This is a genomic window from Paenibacillus nitricinens (assembly GCF_052056485.1).
Classification (GTDB): Bacteria; Bacillota; Bacilli; order Paenibacillales; family Paenibacillaceae; genus Paenibacillus_AQ; species Paenibacillus_AQ nitricinens.
Map to the genome: position 1 here is coordinate 588,215 of NZ_CP183948.1, position 26,986 is coordinate 615,200.

Consider the following 26,986-nt stretch of genomic DNA (forward strand, 5'->3'; position numbering starts at 1 on the left):
TTATAGATCCCACCTGTCAAATGGCTTTGCTTGTGCGACTACGCTGTCTGCACTCTTGAATCAAGAATTGTTCGATTCCAGCCGCTGGATCATGTTCCGCGAAGTCTCCATTTGACCGTCTAATTTGCATTTTTTTGATCGAAGGAGCTAAATAAGCAACTAGGTCAAGCTCACGGCATTTCACCGCAAACTGAAGGTAAAAGCTGTACAAGTAATCTCCATCCAAAATGTTGCGTGTAAGGTCGGGATGATGTGGGATACATTCCATATGGCGCTCAGCTGCCAAAGTGAGAATAGTGTAAATACCCAGCAAATTGACTTTGCGGTTGTATTCCAGATCATGGCGTTCTAGTACCGAGATTAGCTGCTCACATGCAGCCGGAGAGGGATTAAGCTCAATTCCGGCAATAGGTGACATTTCAGTATGCAACAACCGGAGGGTATCTTCTATGAGTTGTTTGTTCACAAGATTCTCTCCTTCTTGTCGGTTTTGCCGGAAGAAACCATACCCCTGATCATCCCTACAAAACCATTCATTAAAGAATAAACTGACCATTTCCTGATATTAGGAAGATTATTTTCTTCTTGTAAATAAGGAGAGTAATGTGTCCTAGGGACACATTACTCTGAAGTACATCCATATTTAGCTTACTGACATGCAATCTACATATTTTCTTTAAAATAAATGATTACACGAAATCAGGGCTTTATAATCAGTCGGTGTATAGATACCATCGTCTGACGATTGGAACTCTCTTCCAATGTTTCTTAAGCCAAGGAAGTACATAGTAATCTAGGCCAAATGTGCTGCCCGATCCGCCGATGCAGGCGATACCCGCACCAACATACCATAACATTTCTGTAGAAGCCATTTTGGTCGACCAGATCATGACGGACATGGCTATCGTCGCTATAGAAGCAATAGCTGTGAACAGACCAACGATGAGCATAATACCGAATACGATTTCTGCACATACCATACCGATTTGGAACCATTTCGCGAGGAAAGTATAACTTCCGTCGTTGTTGTAGAACATCAAATCCATGAAGAAGTTCGTAATATCATATACGAAACCAGGAACTGGCAATGCTTCAACCGCTTCTTTTGCAGTGGATACTGCTGAAGCTGCAGATTGTGCATCTACTGTTGTTTTAACTGCATCCACCGCTACGCTGGCTGCTGATGAAGCATCCGTTGCAAAAGGAGCGGCTGGAATTAGGAATATCTTATTCGGATCTACCCAAATTTTCCGTAACTTATCTATACCTTCATATAACCACATTCCACCAAGCAACATGCGAAGCGGAACGAGCCAGAAGTTAGGTGAACGCTTGGAGAAGTGTCCGCCCAAGAAGCTCTTACGGTTCTCAACATGGAAGAACTCATGCATCATGTAAGTCCAAACTTTATTGAAGCCTACAACCTGAGACAGGTAGAACATATTGATAAAGTGTTTGGATAACATTGCCATAAAACCAGTAAGCATAAAGAACTTGCCTGGCAAACCAACGTTTGCTACACCGTAACGGCTACCGATGGATACCATGGTACCGTGGAAACCTGGTTTGTATGCCTTTTTAGCAGTGTTCTGAATGTCAGCTGCAATGTTACCAGCAACGATCGGAGCTGCTTGTTCAGCATTCTCAACCATTTGTGGTACAGGACGAGTTTCACCTTCAGGAATGAAGAAAATATTGTCCCCTACTACATATACGTTCTTATGATCTACACTTTCAAGGTTCTCATTCGTAACAATACGTTTGCGTCCTTGTTGTTGTACTTCAAGTCCGCCTACGATTTCAGATCCTTCGACACCTGCAGTCCAAACGATGGTTTGTGAAGCGACAACGTTTTTCTCACCAAGGGCAACACTGCCTTCGCCCACTTCAGTGATTTTGGCGCCTGTAACAATTTCCACGTTCAGCTTGCGAAGGTGAGCCTCAGCTTTTTGAATCAGCTTATCTGGAAGGATAGGCAGAATCTTCGGAGCCATATCAGCCACAATCAATCTCACTTCGGATGGGTCGATATAGAACTCTTTGCATAACTCTTCGCGTTGCTCAGCCATTTCCCCAACAAGCTCGACACCTGTAAAGCCGGCACCGATGATAACGAAAGTTAACATTGCACGGCGTACAGTTGGATTTTTCTCCATAGCGGCTTTGGTATACATGTCGCGGATTTGACGTTTCAATGCTACCGCATCATCGTAAGACCAGAAGGAGAAAGTATTCTCTTCTGCACCTGGAATGCCAAAGAACGTTGGTTTGCTACCTGTACCGATTACAAGGTAATCATACGCATAGGTAGTTTTATTGGATTTGAGTTTCTTACCCTTGAAATCAATATTGCTGATTTCGTCAAGAACAACATTCACTTTAAGGCCAGCAAAGATTTTCTTTAGATCGATCTTAATTGAATCCTCTGGAGCGCGGTTCGCGGCAACCTCATGCAGCTCAGTCAATAGAGTGTGATATGGATTCCGGTCGATCAGTGTGATTTCAACATCTTTGTTTTTCTTAAATTTCTTTGCCAGTTTCTTAGCCGTGAGTACGCCGCCGTAGCCGCCGCCTAAAATGACTATTTTTTTCAAAAGAAATTCACCTCATTCGTCTGATTAACTGCAGAAGGTTATGCGAAATTATTTCGCGCCTTCGAGTGCTTTTTCAGCAAGTGTAAAATATTCACCAACATGAATACTCACGCCGGAAATTGCATCAGTTTTACCTTCAGCTGTAAGTTCTGGAGCAGTACCTTTTTCAAGATAGTATTGCTCAACTTTTGCGATTTCTTCATGCCATTCAGCAGAAGCGCCGCCAGCTTTCATACCGTATTTACCATCAACGGAGAATTGTTTCTTGTCGTCGCCAGCAGCATTTACGCCGCTGAATTTAACAGCAACAACGTTACCGTTAGCAACAGTCAAGTCAACAGTAGATTTCCAACCGGAGTCTTTATCCATCTCGCCTTCAGCATGGTAACCTCCGTCTTTGTATTGGCCAGCTTCAACAGGTCCAGCAGCCAGAGCAGCTTCAGAAGCTTTCACAAAGTCAGATACGTGTACAGATACACCGGAGATAGCATCAGTTTTCCCCTCAGCGTCTAAAGTTATAGCTGCTGGATCTTGTTTTTCAATCAGGAAAGCTTCAGCTTTTGCTGCTTGCTCGTGCCATTCAGAAGAAGCACCACCAGCTTTCATGCCATATTTACCATCTTCGGAAACTTTTTTCTTAAGGTCACCAGCTGTATTGACGTTGAAAGCATCCCAGTCAGCTTTAGTAATCTTGCCACCTTCTACAGTTAAGAGTGCGAAATACTGCCAGCCAGTTTTAGCATCAACATCAGCAGTAGCGTAGTATGTTCCATCTTTGTACTTCGCCGCTTCAGTTCCAGTGTTAGTGGAATTAGTTGCTGTGTTGTTTTCTGTTGGAGCGTTTGTTGCTGCCGGTGTGTTGTCTGTGTTGTTACCACAACCTGCAAGCAAACTACCAAGGATAAGGGCAGTCGACAAGATTACTGTTGTTTTTTTCATTTGTTATGACCTCCAAAAATATAGTTTAAAATATATATATTAAAATGTAAAACATTTTAATAGCTGTGCGAAGTGATAAAAATCACTTTATAAATGATATTTGTCACTTTAATTTTGGGATGAAGTACCAAACTCCAACAGTATCATGACATATATCGGCATGTAATAGAAAAAAATTTAACCATGTTGTTTTATCTCCGAGGGCATTTTAGCATATAGATCAGATAAACCCATGTGAAAAAAATCACTTAAAAAATTAAATGTTTAATTTATATCTAGATTGTATCAAATTTTAAAGGGTTTGAATACCTTTTTTTAAACTATTATTTGACAAATTGTGACTTTCTATAGATTAAGTAAGATTCATGGCGAATAGGACAGGGTAATGTAACGATAACACAGGTTAGAATTCTACCCTATTTAATTCAGCTAAGGAGATGAGCATATAATGGACAACAATGTGTTTAAAGGAAAATGGAAACAGCTCAAAGGCGAGGCCAAAAAGCAATGGGGCAAGCTTACAGATGACGACCTTGATGTGATTGATGGTGAAAAGGATAAGTTAGTAGGTAAACTACAAGAGCGTTATGGCCATTCGAAAGAAGACGCGGAAAAAGAGTATCAAACCTGGGGACGTTCCTACCGCGATTAAATCAAATTAGCTTATATTCTTAAGTACCCAAATATAAAATGCATAGGAAGAGCGCAAATCGTATACGATTTGCGCTCTTCCTATGCAACAATTAGGTGTGCAAAGGTTAAGCTATGGTATTATTGTGAGATGAAATCTGTAATTTATCTTGTGCAGGTAGGAGCAAAATCATGGGGTATCTTAAAATATTTTTCGGGAATACCGCAATTCTTATAGCCGTGGCCTATTTGGCTAATCTGATCTATAAACATACCATTTCGAATGCAAGTGTAGGAATAAAGAAGGCCAGTTGGGTGATCCTGGCGATCTTTGCTGGTTGGATCAGTACTCTTTTTGGTTATAATCTGGACGACCACGTGATCTTTGATTTGCGGTTTGTACCCCTAATCATCTCGACGCTAGCATATCCTAGACCCATCACGCTTATATTAATCGGTATAGGCACGGGGCTTACAAGGTTAACTTTTGGAGTGACAGAGGCAGCGATTGCAGGAATGCTAAATCTTTTTATTTTGGGAGTTATTTGCGCGGCGCTTAGCTACTGGGTCAGACGCTCAACCCTCAGTATTGTGAATCAAGGTTTGATCGTTATTCTAATTGTTAATCTTATGAATGCCATAAACATTATGTTGTTAGGCGTTATCCCTGTGGAAGAGTACATAAGAGAGATTATGCCAATTACGTTCCCGGCGGGGCTGATTTTAAGTATTTTGTTCTCATTAATTATCCGGGATTTTCAACTCGGTCTTCTAAGGAATGAGCAGATCCAGCATGCTAACGAACAGTTGTCTGCTCAGACTGAAGAATTACATAAGAACAAGCTTGATCTTGAAGAGCGTGCTAATCAGTTAATGATGGCGTCTCAATTCAAGTCGGAATTTCTAGCCAACATGTCACATGAACTTAGAACTCCACTGAATAGCATCATTAATTTATCGCAATTAATTGAAGAAAATGATGATTCGCTTACGGAAACAGATATTAGAGAGTATGCAGCCATAATCCATCGTTCGGGTGATGAGTTATTGATGATCATCAGCGATATTCTGGATTTGTCCAAGGTGGAGGCCGGTCGGTTAGATATTATAAATGAAGAATTAAATGTTAGCGAGATTCCAGATTTGCTGGCTATGCAGTTTGCTGTAACCGCCAAGCAAAAAGGACTGGAATTTAACATCTCTATGGATAAGAATGTCCCTCTAATGATTCATTCCGATCCACATCGAGTGCAGCAGATTTTGCGTAATTTGCTTTCAAATGCTTTTAAGTTTACAAAGACAGGTTACGTATCGCTGCATATCCGCGAGCAGGAATGTGGGGAAGGGGATAACGTGCAACGTTGGCTTGTATTTGATGTGAAGGATAGTGGCATAGGAATCGCACCGGAGAAGCATGCCATGATCTTTGAGGCCTTTCAACAGGCTGACAGAACGACTAGCCGGAAATATGGTGGAACAGGACTAGGACTTTCCATTAGTAATGACTTGGCCAGATTGCTCGGCGGGTTCATTTCTATGGAGAGTAAGGAAGAGAAGGGGAGTCGATTTTCGCTTCATTTGCCCCTTGAAGCGGATAGTGAATAAAGCTCCAATATTATTTGTTGATTTGGCGTATTGACAGTAGATTGATGCGGAGTAGAATGAAGCCAATGCCGCATCAAAGGAGTGTTACCGCCTCTATGGACAACATGGAAAATAAGCATAAGGTTACGGTTTCAAAACGTGTTCGTAAACCTTCAGTGCATCGCAGAAATTTGCGAATAGCTACGTTGGAAGGTGTGCCGTCAACTATTTTTCAGGTACTGCTGCAAGGGCAGTTCCTAACAGGATTCCTGCTATATTTAGGAGCCTCCTCTAGTCAAATTGGATTTGTGCTAGCGCTTACTACATTAGTTAATGTGGCACAGATTGGTGTAGCTTTTCTGATTCAGAAGCTGCCAAGTCGCAAATGGGCCATGGTTACTTTTATCGGTCTGCACAGGATACTTTGGGGTTCTACGGGACTAATCCCGTTTATTTTTCCTAAAGAATATTGGGTCATCGCATTTATTGCTTTATATACCACTGCCTTTATTGCGAATACTGCTGGTGGTGTGCTGTGGAGCTCTGTGATTAGTGATCTAGTTCCCGCACGGGTACGTGGACGTTATTTTGGGATTCGTAACACTGTCCTGAATGCACTTGGAAGTTTGGTTATGTATGGCGGAGGTATTATTCTGGACCGCTATCCCGGGGGTCATGGTTTTCTGATTCTATATATTGTTGTGTGGATCTTCTCGATATCGAATGTCGTAGTATTCTTTTTTTATCCGGATGTGCCATTCGAGAAATCAGAAGAGCATAAATTTTTACCCATGTTTAAGAAACCGCTCAAAGATACATTATTTATGAAGTCAACCTTGTTTCTGGCTGCTTGGCTATTGTTGCAGAACCTAACGGTTCCACTATACTCTTATGTCATGTTGCAGTTACTTCATATTAATTATGAAACGTTGTCATTGCTTAATGTGTCCCAGACCGTGTTTATGATGGCTAGCTTCTACGTTTGGGGCAATCTAAATGCGAAATACAGCAATAAGCGACTGTTATTCTTTACTTTGCCGATTATTGCGTTGTCCTCATTGATGTGGGGACTCTTGTCTGTGATGCCGATGCTGCTGGTCTTATTTGCGGCCCATATCGTTTTTGGTGTTGGTGTAGGCGGTTTCAACCAGCTGGCCTTTAACTTTATTATTGGAGACACGCCGAAAAAAGAACGACCGATGTATATGGCCACCTATGCGGCGCTTACCGGGTTATCATCCTTTTTTGGTCCGCTTATTGGCGGTCAGCTCTATGAAAAAATAACACACTGGCCGCAATGGACTCAGGTATATGGTATGCAGCTAGTGGTAGGGACGCTGATGATTGCACTTGCGTTTCTGCTAGGTCGTCGTATTCTAAAGGACGAATAGAAGTAAAGGAGGTTATTCCTTGTTAAGAATAGCGATGGTATTAGGTGCCACCGGATTGGTAGGCAAAGCGGTTACGGAGGAATTGTTAAATCGTGATAGCTGGGAAGAAGTAAGAGTGCTTGTACGGACACCGTTAGCCATAGAACATCCTAAACTTAAACAAATCGTTGTAGATTGGGAGAACTTAAGAAACTATACAGAGTCGTTCGAAGGGGTACATTCCATCTTCTGTTGTTTAGGGACTACAATAAAAAAGGCGGGTTCACAAGAAAAGTTTGAACGAGTTGATCTACACTATCCGCTTGATGCTGCAGCGATAGCTAGAGATCAGGGTGTTAAACAGTTTTTGGTCGTCTCTTCAATAGGGGCAGATGCGAAGTCGCGTAATTTCTACAGTCGGACAAAGGGAAGAGCGGAAGAAGGTTTAACCGCTATTGGATTCCAAGGGATGCATATATTTCGCCCCTCCTTGCTACTAGGCCAACGTGAAGAATTCAGATTAGGGGAAAGAGTCGGAGCTAGTTTGATGAAAACGCTGGATTTTGTAATGGTGGGTAAGGCGGCTAAATATCGTGCCATACCTGGTACGACAGTCGCAAGAGCTATGGTTAACATTGCGTCTGCGGATACTCACGGATTACATATTTATACGAATGAAGTGATACATGTGATTGGGAGACGCTAAGCTTTCTGAGTCTCTAATAAATTTGCATTAAGATGAGAACAGGACTTACAATGGACAATAAATGATCAGCGATAATGGAGAGGGGTAGTAAGATGAGCAAAAAACAAGTAGCTACAACAAAAGCACCCGGAGCAATCGGTCCTTATAGTCAAGCTATAACCACTGGTAGTTGGGTATACACTTCAGGACAACTTGGTCTGAATCCGGAAACGGGTAATTTGGCTGAGGGCGTACAAGAACAAGCGCGACAAGCGCTTAACAATGTACAAGCTATTCTTGAGGAAGCTGGTGCAACACTAGACCATGTAGTAAAGACAACCGTATTCTTAAAGGATATGAATGATTTTGCGGCCGTTAATGAGGTTTATAGCACCTTCTTTAAAGAACCTTATCCTGCCCGCAGTGCTATTGAGGTTGCGCGTCTGCCTAAAGACGGACTTGTTGAGATTGAAGCGGTAGCTCGTAAGAAATAAGGAGTTATCCTTTGCACTTTTTTTTATTAATATACAAAATGGCGGGCTAAGGTGGATAACCTTAGCCCGCCATTTTATATATTAGAATCTAGGACTACTGTACCTGCTGCGGCGAGGTGTAAGCACTAGCCAGATGCTGTAGAGCAGCAGGATGCCTGCTGTAATTAGGCCAGTTAAATAGACATTGCTGGCCTCTTTTTGTTCCAAGGCAATCGCGATGAAAGCCCATACGAATACGAGTGGATAGATGCTATCTCGGTAAGGATAGCTGACCACAACCGCAAGCAGAGTCCCCACGCAGAGCAGGATAACGGCCCAAGTGCTACCGCTAAGGCCCCAACCTTCCCAATGATTCTTCTCCAGAACAACGCTGACGTTCACGATAGTGGCCACAGAGATCCAGCCAAGGTATATACTGAAGGGCAACTTTACAAGCCAATTCTCGCCTGGAGTAGGATTTGCAATCAGGCGTGTTTTTCGATAAATGACAATTAGTGTGATTAACATCAGCACCATAGCAACCAGAGAAAGCTCGATGTATAAATACTGCCAGAGGAAGAGCCAGCTCATATTAAAAATACAGCTCAGAACAAACCAGAACTGAATCGCCCTCACAGAATCTCTAGAGGCTGTATAGGAGCGGAATTGATAAATAACGAAGCCGGCTAGCAGTAGATAAATCAGTGACCAGATGGAGAAAGCATAACCAGCAGGGGTCATGTAGGTATGATATTTGTCGGAAATTTCACCGGTGCTGTTTCCACCTAATGGCAAGGTCACTGAGAGTACATTGACAATAATCACACCTAGAAAGAACAGAAGATTCCACCACTTATAAGGATTATAACGTCTCAAAGAATTCACTCCCTAGCTTTTTTAATAGGGTAATACCTACTTAAAATATACCCGCTTTCAGCACAATTAAGACTATAAACAAGAAAAGAAGTGACTAGTCAGTCATAATATTCATGGATAGTATGGTAGTGGTGAAGGGTATTTTACGATAGTGGCTAGAACATTTGTTAAAAATATGCTGAAATGAATCAAATTTCATAGGTGTTTCTATGTACTTCAACTTTATTTGCATAAAAATCTACAGAAAATATGCAGAAACGTTTTTAAATCAGCGCTTTTTCGTATAAGATGAAGAGATGAAGATTCAAGAGCAGATAAGTTTTATCCTAGTTCTTTATCCTTATATTTCTTACAGGAGTGTATCTCATCTCTAAAAGGATGGAGAAACTACTTCTACTTGTATAGCTTCAAAATTTTATTTCTCGTGAAAAAGGTTGCAGTTACCACCTGATGGTGGCGGACTGGTTCTTTTTTTGCTTGCTTAAAAGACAGGAGATCACCGATGACTAAGCATCTTTATGCAATATGGTTGGGGGATGTGTTATTTTGCTTCTCTGGCGAAACTTCGGAGCCGAAGGTTGACGCTTGGACCCGAGTGGTGAAGCGGCTGGAGCTGCAGGGAGGAGTTCGCCCTTTTGCGAGTGCTGCTCTGCGGCTCGCAGAAGTGAAATATCCGGCTCCTCCTGTAGAGGGGAAGCCGGCACGCCGTGGATTGCCCGGAAGAACATTTGAAGGGCTCGCCTTAGTCCCTAGCGATGCATTTGAACTGCTTCTGGCATGGGATGAGTCGTTATGCCGGGATCAGGGAGTAGAGCCTGGCGGCGAATTGCGCTATTGGGCGGCAGCAGCTCGTTTTGCGCTGGAATTGATGGGTACAGGAGGCGTTACGCCTGGAGCCTTGCCCCCACGTCCGGTAGGTTCACGCCGGCGTGGTGGTGAACAGGCAGCAACGGTCTGCTGGTCACCAGCTTTTCGAAAACAGGAGGATCAGGAGATCTTTCTGCAACTAGCGGCTTCCATGCCAGTATTGGCACTCGGGACACATATCGCTGAGGCAGGTGACTTATCCTCGCGGGAAGAGGCTGGCGCCTATGTGCTTTACTCCTTTATGCAGGCGGTAATGACTGCAGAGATAAAGAAAGTGATTGCGGGTATTGAAAGTGAACTTACCCCTTACAAAGCTAATTATCGCCGGGGTTACTCCCCTTTAACTGAGCTGTGGTGGAATAGTCTTCTTACAGGCAGCCGGGATATACCCGTGCAGGGAACTCAAGCAGAAGTGGCAGATCTTCTGGCTACCGTGAATGAGACAGCTGGTAGCGATGTGCCGCAATCAGAACCTGTAGAAGCACGGAGTGGACAGCTGGGTCTTGGGCTACGACTTGAGCCACCTGGAGATCATGATGAAATTTGGCGTTTAACCTTCTGGGCGGAGAACAAGGAAGAAGGGGAATTCTGGATTCCGGCAAAATCGATTTGGAGCAGTAAGGAACGAGAGTTTATGTTATGGGGGAAACGCTATCGCAATATACAGCAGCAGCTTCTTATAGCGCTGGGCCGAGCGGCAAGAATCTCTCCAGATATAGAGCGTGCTCTTTCTAAGCCTGCACCTACGGGAGCGGAATTGGAACCAGAGCGTCTTTATTTCTTTTTGAAGGAGACGGTGCAGCAGCTGCGTGAGCGTGGAATAACCGTGCAGATGCCATCGCGCTGGAGCCGTGAGGGACGCCGCCGGATTGGCATGAAGATGAAAATGCAGCCGGTAGTGAGCGGGATTGATAGTCCTGCTCCAGTGGCTCTTGGGATGGAAGAGCTGATTTCATTTCGCATTGAAGCCTCACTTGGGGAGAGTACAATCAGTGAAGAAGAACTAAACGCACTGGTGGAGGCTGGCGTACCTTTTGTACGTTTCCGCGGAGAATGGATTGAGATAGATCCTAAAGAAATTCGCCAGGTTCTTAGATATATGAAACGCCATGAAAATGGGGAAATGACCGCAGCCGATTGGATGCGTCTAGAAGCTGAGGATGGTGAAGAGCGGCTCTGGAAAGGGATGTCGGTCACGGGGATGGAAACATCCGGATTATTGTCATCGCTGATGCGGGGTGACATATTGCGTAATCTTCCAGTGCGTCCCGTACCTGAAGGTCTGCACGGCACCCTGAGACCTTATCAGGAGCGTGGCTATCAATGGCTCTCCGTTCTCAGTGGTCTGGGATTTGGGGTATGCCTGGCCGATGACATGGGTCTCGGTAAGACGGTGCAGGTCATTACCTGCCTGCTGGACCGCGCTTTAAGTGCCCCACCTGAAGAAAAGCAGGAGCCTGTGCTGATTCTATGTCCAACCTCACTTTTGGGGAACTGGCAGCGGGAATTGCAGCGCTTTGCGCCTTCGCTTAAAGTTCACATTCATCATGGTGGACGCCGCGTGCGGGGGGATAGCTTTTTAGAACTGGCTGCCAGTCATGATATTGTATTGACGACCTATCATTTAGCGGGTCGTGACAGCGAGGATTTAGCGAATGTTCAGTGGTCCACCGTGGTGCTGGATGAAGCTCAGTATATTAAGAATCATCGGACGAAACAGGCGCAAAGTGTGATGAAGCTATCAGCGCCGCATCGCATAGCTATGACGGGGACACCAGTAGAGAATAGATTAGGCGAGTTATGGTCTATTTTTCACTTTTTAAACCCGGGCTATTTAGGGACCTACCATTCCTTCCGGCAGCGTTATGTATCAGGAGAGGGTGGAGAGCGACTAAGGGAATTGCATCGCTTGGTATCACCATTCTTGTTGCGCCGCTTGAAAAGCGATCCGGATATTTCTAAAGATTTACCGGAGAAGCTGGAGCTGAAGTCTTATTGCCCGCTGACGGAAACACAGGCAGTCCTATATCAGGGTGTCGTGGATGAAATGCTTGGCGTGATCGGAGAGAGTAGCGGGATGGCTCGCAGAGGACTCGTGCTGTCTTCTCTAACGAAATTGAAGCAGATTTGTAATCATCCTCAGCTATTCCGCAAAGAAGAAGGCAGGGGTCCGCGAAGTGAGCATTCCGGTAAAATGGAGGTCATGTTCGAGATTCTGGATAGCATTGCGGAGGTCGGAGAATCTGCGCTGATCTTTACTCAATATGTAGCGATGGGTGAGCTCTTGGTTAGCAAGCTGACTAAGCGTTATGGAACAGCACCGCTGTTCTTGCACGGCGGAATTCCAAAACGGGAGCGCGACGAGATGGTTCATGATTTTCAAGAGGGAAAAGGGCCATCCTTCTTCGTACTTTCTTTAAAAGCGGGTGGCGTAGGGTTGAACCTTACAAGAGCTAATCATGTCATCCATTACGACCGTTGGTGGAATCCGGCCGTTGAGAATCAGGCGACAGACCGGGCATTCCGAATTGGTCAGGATAAGAATGTTCAAGTGCATAAGTTGATTTGCCAAGGAACGTTGGAAGAGCGTATTGATGAATTGATTGAGCGTAAAAAAAATCTTTCCGAGCAGGTTGTTGGCTCTGGCGAAACATGGTTGACTGAAATGTCCAATCATGAGCTGAAGGAACTTATTGAACTGCAGGATCAGGACTGGATGTAAGACAGATATGAGTGTTACGGAGGGATCGAACAATGAGTGAACGGTTAGAGATGCGGCTGGAAGTTGTGCCTGGATTAGTAAAGGCAGCATGGACGATGCTACCTGGGAAAGTGACAGGAGGGTCTCGGTCGAAGGGTGAATTGAACGCCAGCGCGCCTGCTCAGGAACAACAAGCGGATCGACCTCTCTCTCTGAAGGTTCCGGTATGGCATGCTTCCCGAAGAAAAGAAATTTTACGAAGTCTCGCACTAAGTCCTGGGGAAGTATTTGCCTTGCTGCAAGGGCGTTTGACGGGTGAGCTGGCAGAGCTTGAGCTTTTACCTACGGATAGTGAGCTGGAGCAAGCCCTTTTTGAGGGTGAAGGTGTGGAGTATAAGGCGGAGACTTTGAAGCTTATTAAAGAACGTCTTGCTGAAGAGCCACTGCTGGCACTTTCGCTCAGAGGATTTACTAAGGGAGAGCTCTTGGACGGAATTTTTGCCCTTTGGGCTGAAGGGGATATTTCTAGCGGCGAAGCTGAAACAGAGGAAGAAGAAGCCTCGGTTAGTGATCTTTCTACTGAATTGGCTCGGCTTGAACGCAAGGGTCCGGCCATTTCCTCTGGAGAATGGCTGGCAGAAGCGGCTGCTGAAGGTTCGCTACATCAGCCTGGGCCACAGTTCCATGAGATTGCGGCTAGACCTTTTCCTTCGCCGGTAGTAGTAGCTGAAGTTACAGAAGACTGGGGAGCGTTGCTACCGCAGACACCTAAAGCCATTGAGGGATTAACTTTGATTATGCAGCGGGTTGCAGAAGCGTCTGCGCGTCGGGCGAATAAGAGTCTGATTAAGCGGTAAGTGAAAATACGAAAGAGGCTGTCTCAAAAGTAGTGAATGCTACTCTTGAAACAGCCTCTTGTTTTGCCTAATTATCTAACAGAGTTTCTGGTTAGTTATTCTAATGCTGACCAGCAGGAGGCGATTCTCCTTCTGAAAGCTCTAGAATCTCGCGGCGAAGACGAAGCATTTTTTGATCTAGTTCATCAGCGGCACGCGCGGCTTCTTTTAGTTCATCAGCGACATGGGAAGGCAACTGCTTATCGAATTTATAATACAGAATATGTTCCATGCTTGCCCAAAAGTCCATAGCAAGGGTACGCAGCTGAATCTCAGCCTTGACCCAGCGTGTTCCTTCCAACAGGACGAGGGGGATACCGACTATAAGATGAAGACTTTGATATCCGTTTGGTTTAGGATGAGCTATATAATCTTTAATCTCAAGCACGCGGATGTCTTCGCGTGTACTAAGATGATCTACTAAACGGTATATATCTTTAACGAAGGCACATACAATCCGCATTCCGGCAATATCGTGAATGTATTGCTCCATATTTTCCAAGCTGAAACCGTAGCCTTTACGCTCCATCTTTTGAAGAATGCTCTTTGGTTCTTTAATCCGGCATTTGACATGTTCGATAGGACTAAAGCCGTCGCGGGATTGCCATTCCGTCTTGATCACATCGATTTTATTCTGAAGATCATTTAACGCGTGGCGATAGAGTGCTGGTAAGGCTTCGAACTCGTTAACCAGTTTGGCGAAATCCTCGTTGCTGTTACCTTGCCACTGTTGCAGATCCTTTACGTGTACCTGTAGCTGACTAAGCGTAAGCTGTGTGCTCTCATGTTCTTCCACTGAAACTCTCCCGATTTCGTTATTTGTGATAATTCTATTTTAACCGATGTAGAACCCCTGACGCAAAATTACATTCAAAATCAAGAAAAATAATCCATAAGTGTAAGGGATGAGTGGCTTAAATCAATTAGTATGGATTTTATAGGAACATTCTCCTCTAAATCGCGTATTAAAGCACATTAATGAATCTACTCGATACATTTGGTATGATAGAAACACGTATCGCTGGAGAGGGAGGAACTGTAATGAGTTTTATCAAAAAAATTAAAGATAGCGCGAGCCGGGTTACCGAAAAAGCCCAAAACTCAGTAGAGATCGGCAAGCTGAACGGACTTATTTCCGATGTTGAACAAGAGATGGAAGTTGAATTTACGAAAATGGGCAGACTTTTTTATGAAGGATATCGTTCAAAGGATATGTCGGTTGCTGAAGGTAAAATGGTGGAGCTGTCCCGTAACTGTTCCAAACTTCAGGAAAAAATCGAAGTCCTGCGGACACGAATTGCTGAGCTGAAAAATGAGCGGTTATGTCCATGTGGTCATATTGTGGCGCTTGATGCAAACTTTTGTCCGAAATGCGGAAGTAAGCTGGAGCCATTGTCCGCTTCGAGAAAGGTGCCTTCTACACCGGTATTTGTTCAATCTGTGAATGAAGATGATGAAGATCAATATTATGGCGCAGATGAGCTTACGGATGAAGAGAAGGAAATTGCAATGAAGCTGCACCCGCAGAGTGTCGTATATGCTGAAGTTCAGCATCTGGATGATGAGCTGCCATTTGAAGAATATAAGGCGAGCGAACAAGATATTGAGCGGGAACGTAAACAAGCCGAGCAGCTGGAACGGGAAAGAAAAAGACAACTTGAACTAGACCGTCGCTTCGGCGAATGGCACAAGAATGAGCATCAGGAGGAATCTGCGGTCACTGAGGACAATGGTGTACGAGATATGATCCAGTGCCAAATCTGTCGGAACGAATTACCTAAGGGCTCCTTATGGTGTCCGCGATGTGGGTCAGAGCAAATATAGAACGGATTTCAGTCAGCTTAGGGGGACAACAAGATGGAACAGCTGCTGCTGCATCTGCGCAATCTGGGCTTCACGGAGATGGAGTCCAAAATTATGGTAGAGCTTGCGACAAAAGGTCAGGCTTCTGGCTATGAGGTTGCCAAACAGCTCGGAGTTTCAAGATCGAATGTGTATGCGGCGTTACAACGCCTTACACAGCAGGGATATGTACGATGTGGCGAAGGAGAACCTGCGCGGTACAGTGTTCTCAATCCAGAAGAGCTCGCGACCATGATCTCGGGACGGGTCCAAGCTTCACTGGCTTATATGGAAAGTGAGATGCCTCGCGGTGGACCTGTTAGCCCATCGTTTTATAATGTGGAAGGTGACCGCAATGTATTGGGCGCTCTTATTCGCCAACTTAATATGGCTGAGCAAGAGATCGTAGTGGATATGTGGCGTGAGGAAGCGTCACTTCTGCGGAGTGAACTTGAACAGGCGGAGTTGCGAGGCGTTAGACTCTTATGGGCGTTTGACGGTGGCAATGCTGCTCCTGCCGCCTATCCGGTATGGCCGCCTCTCGGAAGAGATTCTCAGCGAACAGATGGACGGAAATTTTCATTCGTGATTGATCGGAGCTGGTGTATGCTCGGGATGCGCTATGAAGATGGATCGGCGCAAGCGGTTGTAACCGAGCACCCGGTCTTAGTAGATCTGCTATTGAATCATTTTGCACAGGAAATGGTGTTGTTCGAGCTGGAGCAGGATATGGGCGCAGAATTAGAAGAGCGCTACGGCGAACGTTACAGCAAAATTCATGGCAAATATGTGATGCATGATCAAAGTGATGATGGGGAAAAACAGGCGCAGTAGCTATTATAGGGAGGTGAAAAGCATGGAATGTATCGTACATTTTGAAGTGGTGCATGAGGATGGTCCTAAGAAATTGCGTGGACTTCTGTTTCTGGATAAGGGAGCAAGTCCCGGAGAAGCAGAGCTAGTTGAAATGTTCAAGGACATGAAATTTAACGTGAGACTTACAGACCGCGAGAAATTGATTTTTAAGCCGGTAAATCCGGGCGATTTCGTGGAGATTCGAATTACGGGTTATGATAACGGGCAAGAAAAGACCAAAGATGATCATAATTTAAAATCTATCGTTGGAAATTTATTACCACAGAAACCGACAGGTCTTTAAAGTGGGAAGAAAGGTTTCATTGATGGGAGAAGGAGGAGCACTATGGAGCTGTTGAGACAAAAAGTGTTGAAAGAAGGAATTGTACTCGGGCAAGGCGTGCTCAAGGTAGATTCTTTTCTGAATCATCAGATGGACCCCTTCCTAATGCGTGAAGTTGGCCGTGAGTTTATCCGCCGTTTTTCCGGCGAAGAAATTACGAAGGTACTGACGATTGAATCTTCGGGAATTGCTCCGGGGATTATGACGGCATTAGAGCTGGAGGTTCCGCTGATTTTTGCCCGTAAGCAGAAATCGTTGACGCTGACAGAGGATATTTATGTAGAGAAGGTATACTCCTTCACGAAGAAAGAAACGAATGAGATTACCGTTTCGAAGAAATTCATTGCTCCGGGTGAGCGGGTTCTGATTGTCGATGATTTTTTGGCGAATGGCGAAGCCGCCTTCGGACTTGCTCGTATTGTTGAGCAGGCAGGAGGAAGTGTGGTTGGGATTGGTATCGTGATCGAAAAAGCGTTCCAGCCAGGGAATCGGCTTCTGCAGGAAGCTGGCTACCGGGTAGAATCACTCGTGCGGATCGCTTCCCTGGAGGACGGAAGAATTTCTTTCGTCGAAGAAGAGGAAGGGCTACTCAGCTAAGATTCTTTAGTGTAGATTCGATGAGGTTAACAAAAAAACAGCAAGAGACAAGGTTGATAAGCCTGTCTCTTGCTGTTTTTTTGTGATGCACCGGTATGGCTTACCCGTTGCCACCGCATGCCGCTGCAGGATCGGCGTGGTGCTGCGCGCTAACCGCCGCCAGCGGCGAGAGCACCCGCAGCGCTCCTGGCTCGCAGCGTACGGCAAGCGGCCCTTTGCCGAAGCTCTCGCCATCGCCGATCGCTGGCCGGGCCTCTGCGAAGTTGACGGCTACGCTACGTCCACGCAGCATGGACACGAAGGGCAACGCTACATGCTTGCCCTTCAGTACCGTGGGGAACAGCCGCAGCAGTTGCCCGCGGCTGCACCCATGCACGACGCAGACGTCGAGCTGGCCGTCATCGGCCTTCGCCTGCGGGCAGATCAACAGCCCGCCGCCGTAGCTGGGCAGGTTGCAGACCGAGACCAGCCATGCCTTCTCAAAGACGTGCTCCGTCCCGTCGCACGCAACACTCACCCGGCATGGCTTAAACGTCATCAGCGTATGCAATATGCCGATGATATAAGCCAGTTGGCCTGCGCCAATGGCATTGCACAGCCGTTTGTAACGGCTGGCATTCACATTCTCGGCCACCTGAGCATCAAAGCCGTTGGCAACGGCTGTTAAAGTCAGTCCGTTTGCGCCTGAGATCAGATCGGCTTCGATATACCGTTCGCTAAGTGCAGCTTCCAGCGCGGCTTCAGTCGAAAGCGGAATGCCGAAGCCGCGTGCGGAGTCGTTACCGGAGCCGGCAGGGATGATTGCCATGGGAATGTCCTTGCCACGAAGGGCACCCAAAATGCTGTGCAGCGTGCCATCGCCGCCGATTACAATCGCGGCTTTCCAGTCCTCGCGGTGTTTAATTGTATTTAGAACAAGGGCTTCTGCACCCTCTTCGCTATGCGTAAACAAGGTCATATATGGCAGCATCCGCTCTTTTATGAGCGCCTCTACAGTATGCCAGGTCCGTCCTCCTGCGCCCCCGCCGGAGCGTGGGTTTATGATGATTAGATACATTTAAATTCCTCCAGCCTGTAGAATTCCGTGATGCCCGTCTTTCCATTGTAAGGAGTGGAAGGGCAAAAGGGAATACTTTTCAGCGATTAGAGGTGTTCCTTCAGTGGTGTTTATAGATGTCGAATCTGACTTTCCGCTACATCCCCAACCCAAGGAAGCTTATACCATCTGCTACTTAAAGCTTGATAGATCATAAGTAGCCATATAGCAAAACTGCAAAGAGAAAGGATTGCACTCATTAGGGCGCCAAGGAAAGGGATAAATCCGGTTAGAACATGGAGAATCATCAGCACGCCGAACGTAAGCAGTGATTGCAACGCGTGGAACAGCACGAAGCGGTTGCGTTTCTCCAGAGCGAGAAAGACCACGCCGCCGATAAAAGGGAAAAAATAGCACAGCGCGCCCGCAATATTATCGGGCAATCCGGTGGATGATTTGAAAGGGGACAAAGGGCTCACTCTCCTTCTACTTGGAGAAGAAGGGGGTTAGTTCACTACTCCTTCTTCCTTAAAAGCCTATGACTTGTCAGGAAAAAGTATGTTTAGCTCATTGTGGGTATAATATACTTTTCGAGCAGCTTGCGGGGGCTCTTCCAATTGTTTGTCTTACTCTCTGCTGTAAAGACCACAACCGCATCTAACTTAGGTAGGAGAAGGATTTGCTGTCCACCATGACCGTGGGCAAGCTTGTAGGGTTGGCCGCTCATCGTACCCACCCAGAACTGATATCCGTAATCTCCAAAAGCCGGGTATCCGGTAGTCTGTGCGGTGAGTGCTTCTTGGAGCCAATGCTTCGGAATGATCTGCTGCTTCGCAAATACGCCGTTATTAAGCAGACAGATTCCAAATTTAGCCATATCTCTTGAGTTCAAGTACAGACCAATATGTCCCATACTATGACCTTCGGGACTCGGTAACCAAGCCGTGTGAGTCATTCGGAGAGGGCTAAATAAATGCTCAGCAGCATAAGTAAACGCATCTTGACCTGTAGATTCACTTAAAATCATCGAAATCAAATGGGAGTCGATACTACGGTATTGAAATTGACCGATATGTTCCGGAATTATGTTCATACTAAGAGCAAAGGAACCCCAGCGGCGACTACGATGGAGATTCCGGACGAAGGGCTCCCCAAGCTTCTTGCCCGTGATCCAGCTAAATCCGGAAGTCATGGTAAGCAGATGACGGAGAGTGATTTTTGATAAATGAGGGGAGTGTAGGTATGGAACATGTTTACGAAGTACCTTGGAAACCGAGACATCGATATCAGGGATATCTCCCCGATCGATAGCGATTCCGGTAATTGTGCTGATAAAGCTTTTAGTCGCAGATCGAAGATCATTTAATGCCCCGGCATGATGGTTTCCGTAATAACGTTCAAAGATGAGCTTGCCATGGCGAGCAATAAGCATACTATGCATCTTTGGGTATTCTTTCTGAATAGCATAATCAGCTTGTTCAAGGCCTTCACGGCGCGTTGCAGTTTCCTCAGGTAGCGCGAAAGTCATCGCGGGAACTACGTTATAGGATGAAGTCAGTAATGGTGTGGGTTGGCCCATAGGATCTCTCCTTTTCTTGCTGTGGTATGTGTTAGGTGTGGCCTGCTATAGAGCATAATGTATTTTAACCCGACACGAGCAATATGACTTACGAAGAACATTATAAAAAATAAAAATTTTCCAATTAGCACATTTTACAAGGAAAGGTGGAAGTTGGACCGGAATATGATACAATATAACGATAAGGCCCGAAAGGGGTGATTCAGTAAGTGGCTCTTCGGGTAATAAAAGTGTCAAGGAGCTTTCGTTCAACAGGCGTCCTTACTCTCAGCCCAAATCACGACGAACCTGCTTCACCGGCGAACCAGTATCTCAAGGCTTTGAAGCTTTGAATTTTACGTTTTGGCGGATAATGCAAGCCACGTATGTGTAATGGTTACTTCACTTGCATTCGAGGTTACGGCGTACTTTTCATCATGCATTCTCTACAACGGAGCATTCATTTTCAATGTTTTGGGAGGGAACGATCATGGCAAGTAAAGGTCATAACGAAGTCAAGGAAAGTTTACGGGAAATGACACGTATTTTCCGGCCCAAAGATCCCAAGAAATTCGTAAAGGAGTACGTCCGAAAATATCGGATTACCGGAGGCTATGAAGAAGAACTGACCATGGTCGTGGAGCATGAGCTGGTAAAGATGAATTCATCCGTCTCCTAGCTAACAGATACGAGTGTCACTTACTTTTGACATCATTTTGAGTAATAACATCCACGAGGATTCTTATAAACCGTGCCCGAGCAGCGTTTGTTGCAGGAATCGGTTTTTTTTGTATGTACATTTATGAATAAGAAATATCGTCTCTCATAAAATAGTCAAATGAATTAATAGACACATTTCGTAATGAATGCGCTTTAATGATCATTTTTTATTTGATTGCGTTTTCAAAAAATGCGCATAAATGCAGGTGGGACAAGGAATTATTATGTCGAAAATCACAATGTGAACTAGTTGTGAACGATTGACAAAACTTTCCCTTAAACTTATATTAATAGTGATTGTTATAATTGACAGAAAAAAACAGGAATCTACGAAATCGGGAAAAGCGGGGTAGATCAATGATGAAAACGTGGCAGGCTGTAAAGCGACTCCTTCCCATGACCGCTATGTTTGGTCTCTTTCTTGCCGGGTGCGGCCGTGAGGACTTGTCAGTACTCAGACCACAGGGTCCTCAGGCGGAAATGTCTTATGGATTAATGGAGCTGTCGATCAGTATTATGATCGTCGTGTTGCTGATTGTCTTTACGATTGCAGCTTATGTACTGATCCGTTTCCGTCGAAAGCCGGGTCAGAATGAAATCCCTGAGCAGGTTGAGGGTAGCATCAAGCTTGAGATTCTCTGGACGGTCATTCCACTTATCCTCGTAGTGGTACTGGCAGTTCCAACGGTGAAAGCAGTGTTCGCCGCAGGAGATGATCATGCCAATGACAAGGATGCGATTAAGGTTAAAGTAACCGGCCATCAATATTGGTGGGAGTTTGAGTATACCGATTACAAGGTGACTACAGCACAGGATCTGATTATTCCAGTAGGCAAAGATATTGCTTTTGAACTGGAGACTAAAGACGTGCTGCACTCCTTCTGGGTCCCTTCTCTTTCCGGTAAAATTGACACCAACCCAGCCGGGACGATTAACCGCTTCAGCTTCAGTGCACCTAATGAAGGCGTTTACCGTGGCAAATGTGCGGAACTATGCGGGCCGTCTCATGGATTCATGGAGTTTAAGGTGAAATCGGTTAGTGAACAAGATTTTCAGAAGTGGATAGATTCGATGAAAGCACCCGTAGCTGTGCTGCCAGAGGATCCTGCTTTAGCTGAGAAGTTCAAAGCGGCGTGTCTGACTTGCCACGCTGTAGGTGATCAAGGGATTAATAATGCGCCGAACTTGACCGGAATTGGTTCTCGGGAGTCGATTGCAGGAATTCTGCTCAACGACGACACGAGGGAGGATGGTGCACCAATTGAGGAGAATCTCAAAACATGGCTGCATGATCCACAATCCGTAAAACCGGGCAATCTGATGCCTAACCCCAAAGATCTAGGCCTAAGTGATGCGGAGATTGATGGCATTGCTGAGTATCTGGCCAACTATAAGCTGGACTAATGCCTTAGCCTAAAGGCGGGCGGAACTTTCGAAAAAGGGGGTACGAACTTTGGCTCAAGCAGCGCATACCTTGAATTCATCCAAGCCTCTGGGGCATGGCCACAGTGTGAAGCGCCATACAGGACTTATGGATTGGCTAACAACCGTCGATCATAAAAAAATCGCAATTTTGTACCTATGGGCCGGAGGATTATTTTTTGGTATCGGTGGAATTGAAGCACTTCTGATTCGCTGGCAACTCATCAAACCAATGAATAATTTTTTGGATGCCCAAACGTTTAATGAACTTATTACCATGCATGGTACGACGATGATATTCCTCGGCGTCATGCCAATCATCTTCGCCTTAATGAATGCTGTCATACCGCTACAGATCGGTGCACGTGATGTAGCCTTTCCTTTTCTAAATGCACTTGGCTTCTGGACCTTCCTGTTCGGCGGAATTCTACTGAATCTCAGCTGGATAATGGGTGGCGCTCCTGATGCCGGATGGACCTCCTACACCCCACTATCTACGAGTACATACAGCACTACACACGGTGTAGACTTTTATACGATTGGTCTTCAAATTGCCGGATTAGGTACCCTCATCGGGGGGATTAACTTTCTAGCCACGATCATTACGATGCGCGCGCCGGGAATGACCTACATGCGGATGCCGATGTTTGCTTGGACTACATTTATTACTTCCGCAATTATTTTGTTTGCATTTCCGGCAGTTACAGTAGGATTAGTACTGCTGACATTCGACCGGATACTTGGAGCCAATTTCTTCGAGGTTGGGGCTGGCGGTAATCCGGTGCTCTGGCAACATATCTTCTGGATATTTGGGCATCCAGAAGTATATATTCTCATTCTGCCTGCCTTCGGAATTATATCGGAGGTTATCCCGACTTTTTCGCGGAAGCGACTGTTCGGGTATAGCTCAATGGTGTTCGCTACCATCCTGATTGCCTTCCTGGGCTTCATGGTTTGGGCTCACCATATGTTCACTACCGGACTTGGACCAGTAGCTAATGCGTTGTTCTCTGTATCGACGATGTTGATTGCGGTTCCGACCGGAATCAAGATTTTTAACTGGTTGTTCACGATGTGGGGCGGGCAAGTGCGTTTCACGACACCAAACCTGTTCGCGGCAGGATTCATTCCTACCTTTACGATGGGTGGCGTCACTGGCGTCATGCTGGCTTCTGCGCCTGCTGACTTTCAGTTCCATGATACGTATTTTGTTGTAGCGCATTTCCACTACGTTATTGTTGGCGGATTGGTGCTTGGCCTGTTTGCAGGTCTGCATTACTGGTGGCCGAAGATGTTTGGTCGGATGCTAAGTGAAAAGCTGGGCAAATGGACCTTCTGGACATTTATTATCGGATTCCATCTGACATTCTTTGTACAGCATTTCCTTGGACTTATGGGGATGCAGCGCCGGGTATTCACGTATTTGCCGAATCAGCAATTCGATTTACTGAATTTAGTCAGTACAATCGGTGCTGGATTGATGAGTGTTGGCATGATTATCTTCTTGGTCAACATCTTCCTGACTTCAAGAAAGCCGGCGGATGCAGCAAATGATCCGTGGGAGGATGGACGTACACTAGAATGGACGATTCCTTCGCCGCCACCGGAATATAACTTCAAGCAAACCCCGCTTATCCGTGGGATTGATGCATTCTGGAAAGAAAAAATGGCAGGAAATAAAGGCATGACTCCGGCAGAACCGGTCGGCTCGATCCATATGCCATCTGCGACTATATTGCCGTTTACTATGTCTGTTGGGATTTTCATCGCTGGACTTGGCTTCATGTTCAGTCGGGACGACTTCGGCAACGCCTTTATGAGCTTTATGTTTAATAATTATATCGTTACAGCCATCGGTCTTATCATTACGTTTGGATCCATGCTGTTGCGTTCGCTGTATGATGATCATGGATGGCATATTGAACCTGAAGAGCTGGAAGGAAGTGAGCGGACATGACAACGGCACATGCAGAAGCTTCTAAGGAAGAATTTCCTCACGAGCCGGAAAAAGCTACGCTCGAAGGACGAAACAAGGTTCTTGCCTTTTGGTTGTTTCTAGGTGGGGAAGCGGTATTGTTCGGCACGTTGTTCGCTACGTTCCTCGCATTGCGTAATCAGACGAATGAGGGGCCATCGGCGAATGAACTGTTTCACTTGCCGCTTGTAGCTGCTGCGACATTCATTCTTTTGGTAAGCAGTTTGACGAGTGTGTTCGCTATTCAAGCGATGCATAGAAACCGTCCGGCTGTGCTTCGTAACTGGCTTTTGGTCACTGTAGCCTTAGGGCTTGGTTTCCTAATTCTGGAGATCTATGAGTTTACTCAATATGTGAGACACGAAGACTTCGGAATGACTACAAGTGCATTCAGTTCGGCATTCTATACATTAGTAGGATTCCACGGTGCGCACGTAGCTTTCGGGATTGCATGGATCTCCATCCTGATCGGGCAACTCATGCGTAAAGGATTAACCGTAGTTACTGCACCAAAAGTGTATGTGTCAGCCATGTACTGGCATTTTATTGATGTGGTATGGGTCTTCATCTTTACGGTTGTATACCTACTTGGAAAGGTGGGCTAGACACTATGACGACAGATCAGCATGTGCCGGAGAACGACGGGTATAAGCATCGCCATCGGCATGAAGGGCCACAGAGGCATATTGTTGTCTTTATACTGTCCATTGTCTTGACCTTAATTGCTTTCGCCGCTGTTGCGGCTGGAGGCGTGAATGCCACCTTTGCGGTTATTCTACTACTGGTGATGGCAGTCATTCAGGTTATTGTGCAGATGGGCTTCTGGATGCACCTGAAAGATAAAGGACATCTAATCCCGATTATTTTCATGCTGGGTGGTTTTTTTACCGCCGGTACCTGTATTATTATGTCGCTGTATTGGGTTTGGTGGAATTAACGGACTATAAAGAAAGAGGCGGGCTGCGATGCCCCCTCTTTTTGGTGTTTAACTAGATCCTGCGCTAGGAGGGGTTAGGGTTATGCTCGGATTACAATATTTTAGCTTTGCAGAACTATGGAGCCCGCTTTTTCTGGCGGTTATGCTGCTGCTGACGGCGGGTTATTTCGTTTGGATTGGTCCGATTGCTGGACGTTATGCGGATTCAGTTCCGGTTCCATTCTGGCGAAGAGCACTATTTGTGTGCGGAATGCTTGCGCTTTATCTGGCACAAGGCGGTCCTGTTAGCTTATTAGGACATATGATGTTTTCATTCCACATGGTTAGTATGGCCTTATCATACCTAGTGGCAGTGCCGCTAATTATGCTGGGGATTCCAGATTTTATGTGGCGCAGCCTATTGAAAGTAAATCCCTTTCGTCGGCTGTCTTTCTTAGCTCGACCGGTGGTAGCTGCTCTTATGTTTAATGGACTATTTTCCTTGTACCATATTCCTGTTATCCATGATTATGTGATGCTGCATTTTACCGTTCACCGAATCTACTATATTGTTTTATTCCTAACCGCTGCCTTAATGTGGTGGACATTGATCAATCCGCTACCGGAGCGCCGAATGGCGAGTGGACTGGGCAAGATTGGGTTTATTTTTCTAAATATGGTATTGCTGACACCAGCATGCGGACTGATTATTTTTGCAGATCAACCGCTCTATGCTACTTACAGTGATCCGGAGACTTGGGCACTTGCCATGGGCTACTGTATATCGGGTGATCCTTCTGCCTTACTTCAGAATTTTGGGGGTCCTGCGTTCTTTGAATTGTTGTCACCAAAGGTGGATCAGCAGGTGGGAGGGATCGCGATGAAGTTCATTCAGGAATTTATTTTTGCCTCTATGCTTGCTTATGTGTTCTATCATTGGTATAAAAAAGAGAACGGACAAGAGGGCGATGAATTATCGACGCCTTCCTCAGCACTCGAGGAGAGCACCTTGACCCGTGCATAACTGGTAGACTGCCAAGGAGGAGAATCATGGATATTTTTACGGTGTTTCCAACTATTAGCACATCGTTCATCGTGCTTAGTGCGGTGCTCGTAGCTATTGGCTGGTGGCTCATCATTAAGGGCAAACGCGAGGCGCACAAGAAGACGATGATTGCTGCCGCAATCGCTGCGCTCCTGTTTTTTATTGTTTATGTCTCTAGAACGTTGTTCGTGGGGAACACCTCATGGGGCGGACCGGATGAACTACAGACGATTTATCAAGTGTTTCTGATCTTCCATATCGTGCTGGCAACGGTAGCTGCGGTATTCGGACTTACTACATTAACTCTTGGATTTAAAGCGAAGTACTCCAAGCACCGTAAGTGGGGCAGAGTGACATCTATAATCTGGTTCATTACTGCGATTACTGGCGTTATGGTGTATGTGCTGCTTTATGTTCTGTATCCAGGTGGACACACCAAGCCGGTGTGGGAAGTTATTTTGGGCGCGTAGGTTAGCTGTGTGAATAGAGCTTGTGATTGGCGTGTGAAAAGAGCATGTGAATATGCGTGCGAATCGTACGTGAATTTGTGTGAATAGTAATGAAATAAGCCTGTGTATCTGCTTGTTCCTAAATAGGGATAGTGGATGCCAGGCTTATTTTTAGGGAAAACCTCCCTGAAAAGAGATAAGTTTTGATCTCGAAAACGATAATTAGGGAATTTCTCCCTGTATTTTAACCGTTTTAGCTCTAAAACGTAGAATTGGGTGAATTATTAGGGAGAAATTCCCTAAAAACGTTGATTTCAGGCAAAATCCAAGTAATTTGAGGGAGATTTTCCCTAATTGTTGATCTACTTCACATGATGTCATACCTCAGATTGATCTGACCCAGCTCGCCTTCACCCCTCGCAGTTGCATATGGCAGTTACACCCACCGAGCGATCCCATCCACCCAGTAGTAGCATCCGCCAAGCAGTCGCATCTGTCGAATGGTCAGATTCACCCAGTTGCGCACCCACCGAGTCTTCGTATCTAACCACAAATCGCATCTACTCAACACCCCTCCACGAAGGAGCAACAGCCCCCGCATCCTGCAACCTAC

27 protein-coding genes are annotated in these 26,986 nt (G+C 45.7%); 18 read left to right on the top strand and 9 right to left on the bottom strand.

The features are described 5' to 3' along the window. Window positions 1-16 precede the first annotated feature (16 nt). From ACN6KS_RS02650 to ACN6KS_RS02660, 3 genes are all read right to left on the bottom strand, one after another. The gene (locus ACN6KS_RS02650; protein WP_042184507.1) at window positions 17-466 is read right to left on the bottom strand and encodes a hypothetical protein; all 450 of its coding nucleotides are present in this window, start codon (window positions 464-466) and stop codon (window positions 17-19) included. 247 nt (window positions 467-713) lie between these two features. Then, window positions 714-2,594 (bottom strand): FAD-dependent oxidoreductase, encoded by a 1,881-nt coding sequence (locus ACN6KS_RS02655; RefSeq protein WP_094874533.1) that lies wholly within the window; start codon window positions 2,592-2,594, stop codon window positions 714-716. A gap of 48 nt (window positions 2,595-2,642) precedes the next feature. After that, complete coding sequence (locus ACN6KS_RS02660; RefSeq protein WP_094874534.1) at window positions 2,643-3,533, bottom strand: FMN-binding protein; 891 nt, start codon at window positions 3,531-3,533, stop codon at window positions 2,643-2,645. Window positions 3,534-3,981: 448 nt separating this feature from the next. Here ACN6KS_RS02660 and ACN6KS_RS02665 point away from each other — a divergent pair, with 448 nt between their 5' ends. The 5 genes from ACN6KS_RS02665 (at window position 3,982) to ACN6KS_RS02685 (ending at window position 8,296) form a co-directional block, all read left to right on the top strand. Then, complete coding sequence (locus ACN6KS_RS02665; protein WP_094874535.1) at window positions 3,982-4,185, top strand: CsbD family protein; 204 nt, start codon at window positions 3,982-3,984, stop codon at window positions 4,183-4,185. 170 nt (window positions 4,186-4,355) lie between these two features. Further along, window positions 4,356-5,768 (top strand): ATP-binding protein, encoded by a 1,413-nt coding sequence (locus tag ACN6KS_RS02670; protein WP_341133648.1) that lies wholly within the window; start codon window positions 4,356-4,358, stop codon window positions 5,766-5,768. A gap of 95 nt (window positions 5,769-5,863) precedes the next feature. After that, window positions 5,864-7,138, top strand: coding sequence for an MFS transporter (locus ACN6KS_RS02675; RefSeq protein WP_094874810.1), 1,275 nt, complete (start codon window positions 5,864-5,866; stop codon window positions 7,136-7,138). A gap of 19 nt (window positions 7,139-7,157) precedes the next feature. Next, complete coding sequence (locus ACN6KS_RS02680; RefSeq protein WP_094874809.1) at window positions 7,158-7,823, top strand: oxidoreductase; 666 nt, start codon at window positions 7,158-7,160, stop codon at window positions 7,821-7,823. A gap of 92 nt (window positions 7,824-7,915) precedes the next feature. After that, window positions 7,916-8,296 (top strand): RidA family protein, encoded by a 381-nt coding sequence (locus tag ACN6KS_RS02685; protein ID WP_076285938.1) that lies wholly within the window; start codon window positions 7,916-7,918, stop codon window positions 8,294-8,296. An 81-nt stretch (window positions 8,297-8,377) separates the two neighbouring features. On the opposite strand, the gene ACN6KS_RS02690 is transcribed toward ACN6KS_RS02685, so the two are convergent. After that, window positions 8,378-9,151 (bottom strand): tryptophan-rich sensory protein, encoded by a 774-nt coding sequence (locus ACN6KS_RS02690; protein WP_094873954.1) that lies wholly within the window; start codon window positions 9,149-9,151, stop codon window positions 8,378-8,380. A 502-nt stretch (window positions 9,152-9,653) separates the two neighbouring features. On the opposite strand from ACN6KS_RS02690, the gene ACN6KS_RS02695 reads away from it, so the two are divergent. Both ACN6KS_RS02695 and ACN6KS_RS02700 read left to right on the top strand, forming a co-directional pair. Beyond that, entirely contained in the window at window positions 9,654-12,740 is a 3,087-nt protein-coding gene (locus ACN6KS_RS02695; RefSeq protein WP_094873956.1) for a DEAD/DEAH box helicase, read from the top strand. A gap of 32 nt (window positions 12,741-12,772) precedes the next feature. Next, a complete protein-coding gene (locus tag ACN6KS_RS02700) occupies window positions 12,773-13,576 on the top strand; it encodes a hypothetical protein (RefSeq protein WP_094877494.1) in 804 nt (267 codons plus the stop codon). A gap of 100 nt (window positions 13,577-13,676) precedes the next feature. Here the strand turns inward: ACN6KS_RS02700 and ACN6KS_RS02705 are convergent, their stop codons facing one another. Then, on the bottom strand, window positions 13,677-14,351 hold the full coding sequence (locus ACN6KS_RS02705; protein WP_256990013.1) for a GTP pyrophosphokinase: 675 nt from the start codon (window positions 14,349-14,351) through the stop codon (window positions 13,677-13,679). A 305-nt stretch (window positions 14,352-14,656) separates the two neighbouring features. Here ACN6KS_RS02705 and ACN6KS_RS02710 point away from each other — a divergent pair, with 305 nt between their 5' ends. The 4 genes from ACN6KS_RS02710 to ACN6KS_RS02725 are packed head-to-tail and all read left to right on the top strand — an operon-like array spanning window position 14,657 to window position 17,252. After that, window positions 14,657-15,439 carry a zinc ribbon domain-containing protein gene (locus tag ACN6KS_RS02710; RefSeq protein WP_094877493.1) on the top strand — a complete coding sequence of 261 codons (783 nt, stop codon included), beginning with the start codon at window positions 14,657-14,659 and terminating at the stop codon, window positions 15,437-15,439. Between the two features lie 33 nt (window positions 15,440-15,472). Next, window positions 15,473-16,291 (top strand): TrmB family transcriptional regulator, encoded by an 819-nt coding sequence (locus ACN6KS_RS02715; RefSeq protein ID WP_094873964.1) that lies wholly within the window; start codon window positions 15,473-15,475, stop codon window positions 16,289-16,291. Window positions 16,292-16,313: 22 nt separating this feature from the next. Continuing rightward, on the top strand, window positions 16,314-16,616 hold the full coding sequence (locus tag ACN6KS_RS02720; RefSeq protein WP_094877492.1) for a hypothetical protein: 303 nt from the start codon (window positions 16,314-16,316) through the stop codon (window positions 16,614-16,616). A 42-nt stretch (window positions 16,617-16,658) separates the two neighbouring features. Then, the gene (locus ACN6KS_RS02725) at window positions 16,659-17,252 is read left to right on the top strand and encodes a xanthine phosphoribosyltransferase (RefSeq protein WP_094873968.1); all 594 of its coding nucleotides are present in this window, start codon (window positions 16,659-16,661) and stop codon (window positions 17,250-17,252) included. A 100-nt stretch (window positions 17,253-17,352) separates the two neighbouring features. On the opposite strand, the gene ACN6KS_RS02730 is transcribed toward ACN6KS_RS02725, so the two are convergent. The 3 genes from ACN6KS_RS02730 to ACN6KS_RS02740 all read right to left on the bottom strand — a co-directional run bounded on the left by ACN6KS_RS02730 (window position 17,353) and on the right by ACN6KS_RS02740 (window position 19,867). After that, window positions 17,353-18,309 (bottom strand): diacylglycerol/lipid kinase family protein, encoded by a 957-nt coding sequence (locus ACN6KS_RS02730; protein WP_440961287.1) that lies wholly within the window; start codon window positions 18,307-18,309, stop codon window positions 17,353-17,355. A gap of 110 nt (window positions 18,310-18,419) precedes the next feature. After that, complete coding sequence (locus tag ACN6KS_RS02735) at window positions 18,420-18,758, bottom strand: DUF4870 domain-containing protein (protein ID WP_094873972.1); 339 nt, start codon at window positions 18,756-18,758, stop codon at window positions 18,420-18,422. A gap of 92 nt (window positions 18,759-18,850) precedes the next feature. Beyond that, entirely contained in the window at window positions 18,851-19,867 is a 1,017-nt protein-coding gene (locus tag ACN6KS_RS02740; RefSeq protein ID WP_440961288.1) for a serine hydrolase domain-containing protein, read from the bottom strand. Between the two features lie 469 nt (window positions 19,868-20,336). On the opposite strand from ACN6KS_RS02740, the gene ACN6KS_RS02745 reads away from it, so the two are divergent. The 7 genes from ACN6KS_RS02745 (at window position 20,337) to ACN6KS_RS02775 (ending at window position 26,394) form a co-directional block, all read left to right on the top strand. After that, the gene (locus ACN6KS_RS02745; RefSeq protein WP_042123803.1) at window positions 20,337-20,525 is read left to right on the top strand and encodes a hypothetical protein; all 189 of its coding nucleotides are present in this window, start codon (window positions 20,337-20,339) and stop codon (window positions 20,523-20,525) included. 398 nt (window positions 20,526-20,923) lie between these two features. Beyond that, on the top strand, window positions 20,924-21,970 hold the full coding sequence (gene coxB / locus ACN6KS_RS02750) for a cytochrome c oxidase subunit II (protein ID WP_042123804.1): 1,047 nt from the start codon (window positions 20,924-20,926) through the stop codon (window positions 21,968-21,970). 127 nt (window positions 21,971-22,097) lie between these two features. Next, window positions 22,098-23,945 (top strand): cytochrome c oxidase subunit I, encoded by a 1,848-nt coding sequence (ctaD, locus tag ACN6KS_RS02755; RefSeq protein ID WP_094874004.1) that lies wholly within the window; start codon window positions 22,098-22,100, stop codon window positions 23,943-23,945. Then, window positions 23,942-24,568, top strand: coding sequence for a cytochrome (ubi)quinol oxidase subunit III (locus ACN6KS_RS02760; RefSeq protein WP_094877489.1), 627 nt, complete (start codon window positions 23,942-23,944; stop codon window positions 24,566-24,568). Before ctaD ends, ACN6KS_RS02760 begins: the two co-directional genes overlap by 4 nt. Window positions 24,569-24,573: 5 nt before the next feature. Continuing rightward, window positions 24,574-24,900, top strand: coding sequence for a cytochrome C oxidase subunit IV family protein (locus tag ACN6KS_RS02765; RefSeq protein ID WP_042184535.1), 327 nt, complete (start codon window positions 24,574-24,576; stop codon window positions 24,898-24,900). An 82-nt stretch (window positions 24,901-24,982) separates the two neighbouring features. Further along, the gene (gene ctaG / locus ACN6KS_RS02770) at window positions 24,983-25,903 is read left to right on the top strand and encodes a cytochrome c oxidase assembly factor CtaG (RefSeq protein ID WP_094873976.1); all 921 of its coding nucleotides are present in this window, start codon (window positions 24,983-24,985) and stop codon (window positions 25,901-25,903) included. A 26-nt stretch (window positions 25,904-25,929) separates the two neighbouring features. After that, window positions 25,930-26,394: a DUF420 domain-containing protein gene (locus tag ACN6KS_RS02775; RefSeq protein ID WP_042123812.1), complete on the top strand. Its 465-nt coding sequence runs from the start codon at window positions 25,930-25,932 to the stop codon at window positions 26,392-26,394. A 389-nt stretch (window positions 26,395-26,783) separates the two neighbouring features. On the opposite strand, the gene ACN6KS_RS02780 is transcribed toward ACN6KS_RS02775, so the two are convergent. Beyond that, complete coding sequence (locus ACN6KS_RS02780; protein WP_179283708.1) at window positions 26,784-26,933, bottom strand: hypothetical protein; 150 nt, start codon at window positions 26,931-26,933, stop codon at window positions 26,784-26,786. Window positions 26,934-26,986: the final 53 nt, after the last annotated feature.

Bases quoted from the DNA above. Each gene is read 5' to 3' on its own strand.
- ACN6KS_RS02660 (WP_094874534.1), bottom strand. From the start codon at position 3,533: ATGAAAAAAACAACAGTAATCTTGTCGACTGCCCTTATCCTTGGTAGT.
- ACN6KS_RS02665 (WP_094874535.1), top strand. From the start codon at position 3,982: ATGGACAACAATGTGTTTAAAGGAAAATGGAAACAGCTCAAAGGCGAG.
- ACN6KS_RS02670 (WP_341133648.1), top strand. From the start codon at position 4,356: ATGGGGTATCTTAAAATATTTTTCGGGAATACCGCAATTCTTATAGCC.
- ACN6KS_RS02675 (WP_094874810.1), top strand. From the start codon at position 5,864: ATGGACAACATGGAAAATAAGCATAAGGTTACGGTTTCAAAACGTGTT.
- ACN6KS_RS02685 (WP_076285938.1), top strand. From the start codon at position 7,916: ATGAGCAAAAAACAAGTAGCTACAACAAAAGCACCCGGAGCAATCGGT.
- ACN6KS_RS02695 (WP_094873956.1), top strand. From the start codon at position 9,654: ATGACTAAGCATCTTTATGCAATATGGTTGGGGGATGTGTTATTTTGC.
- ACN6KS_RS02700 (WP_094877494.1), top strand. From the start codon at position 12,773: ATGAGTGAACGGTTAGAGATGCGGCTGGAAGTTGTGCCTGGATTAGTA.
- ACN6KS_RS02710 (WP_094877493.1), top strand. From the start codon at position 14,657: ATGAGTTTTATCAAAAAAATTAAAGATAGCGCGAGCCGGGTTACCGAA.
- ACN6KS_RS02715 (WP_094873964.1), top strand. From the start codon at position 15,473: ATGGAACAGCTGCTGCTGCATCTGCGCAATCTGGGCTTCACGGAGATG.
- ACN6KS_RS02720 (WP_094877492.1), top strand. From the start codon at position 16,314: ATGGAATGTATCGTACATTTTGAAGTGGTGCATGAGGATGGTCCTAAG.
- ACN6KS_RS02725 (WP_094873968.1), top strand. From the start codon at position 16,659: ATGGAGCTGTTGAGACAAAAAGTGTTGAAAGAAGGAATTGTACTCGGG.
- ACN6KS_RS02730 (WP_440961287.1), bottom strand. From the start codon at position 18,309: ATGTATCTAATCATCATAAACCCACGCTCCGGCGGGGGCGCAGGAGGA.
- ACN6KS_RS02740 (WP_440961288.1), bottom strand. From the start codon at position 19,867: ATGGGCCAACCCACACCATTACTGACTTCATCCTATAACGTAGTTCCC.
- ACN6KS_RS02745 (WP_042123803.1), top strand. From the start codon at position 20,337: ATGGCAAGTAAAGGTCATAACGAAGTCAAGGAAAGTTTACGGGAAATG.
- coxB (WP_042123804.1), top strand. From the start codon at position 20,924: ATGATGAAAACGTGGCAGGCTGTAAAGCGACTCCTTCCCATGACCGCT.
- ctaD (WP_094874004.1), top strand. From the start codon at position 22,098: ATGGATTGGCTAACAACCGTCGATCATAAAAAAATCGCAATTTTGTAC.
- ACN6KS_RS02760 (WP_094877489.1), top strand. From the start codon at position 23,942: ATGACAACGGCACATGCAGAAGCTTCTAAGGAAGAATTTCCTCACGAG.
- ACN6KS_RS02765 (WP_042184535.1), top strand. From the start codon at position 24,574: ATGACGACAGATCAGCATGTGCCGGAGAACGACGGGTATAAGCATCGC.
- ctaG (WP_094873976.1), top strand. From the start codon at position 24,983: ATGCTCGGATTACAATATTTTAGCTTTGCAGAACTATGGAGCCCGCTT.
- ACN6KS_RS02775 (WP_042123812.1), top strand. From the start codon at position 25,930: ATGGATATTTTTACGGTGTTTCCAACTATTAGCACATCGTTCATCGTG.
- ACN6KS_RS02780 (WP_179283708.1), bottom strand. From the start codon at position 26,933: ATGCGATTTGTGGTTAGATACGAAGACTCGGTGGGTGCGCAACTGGGT.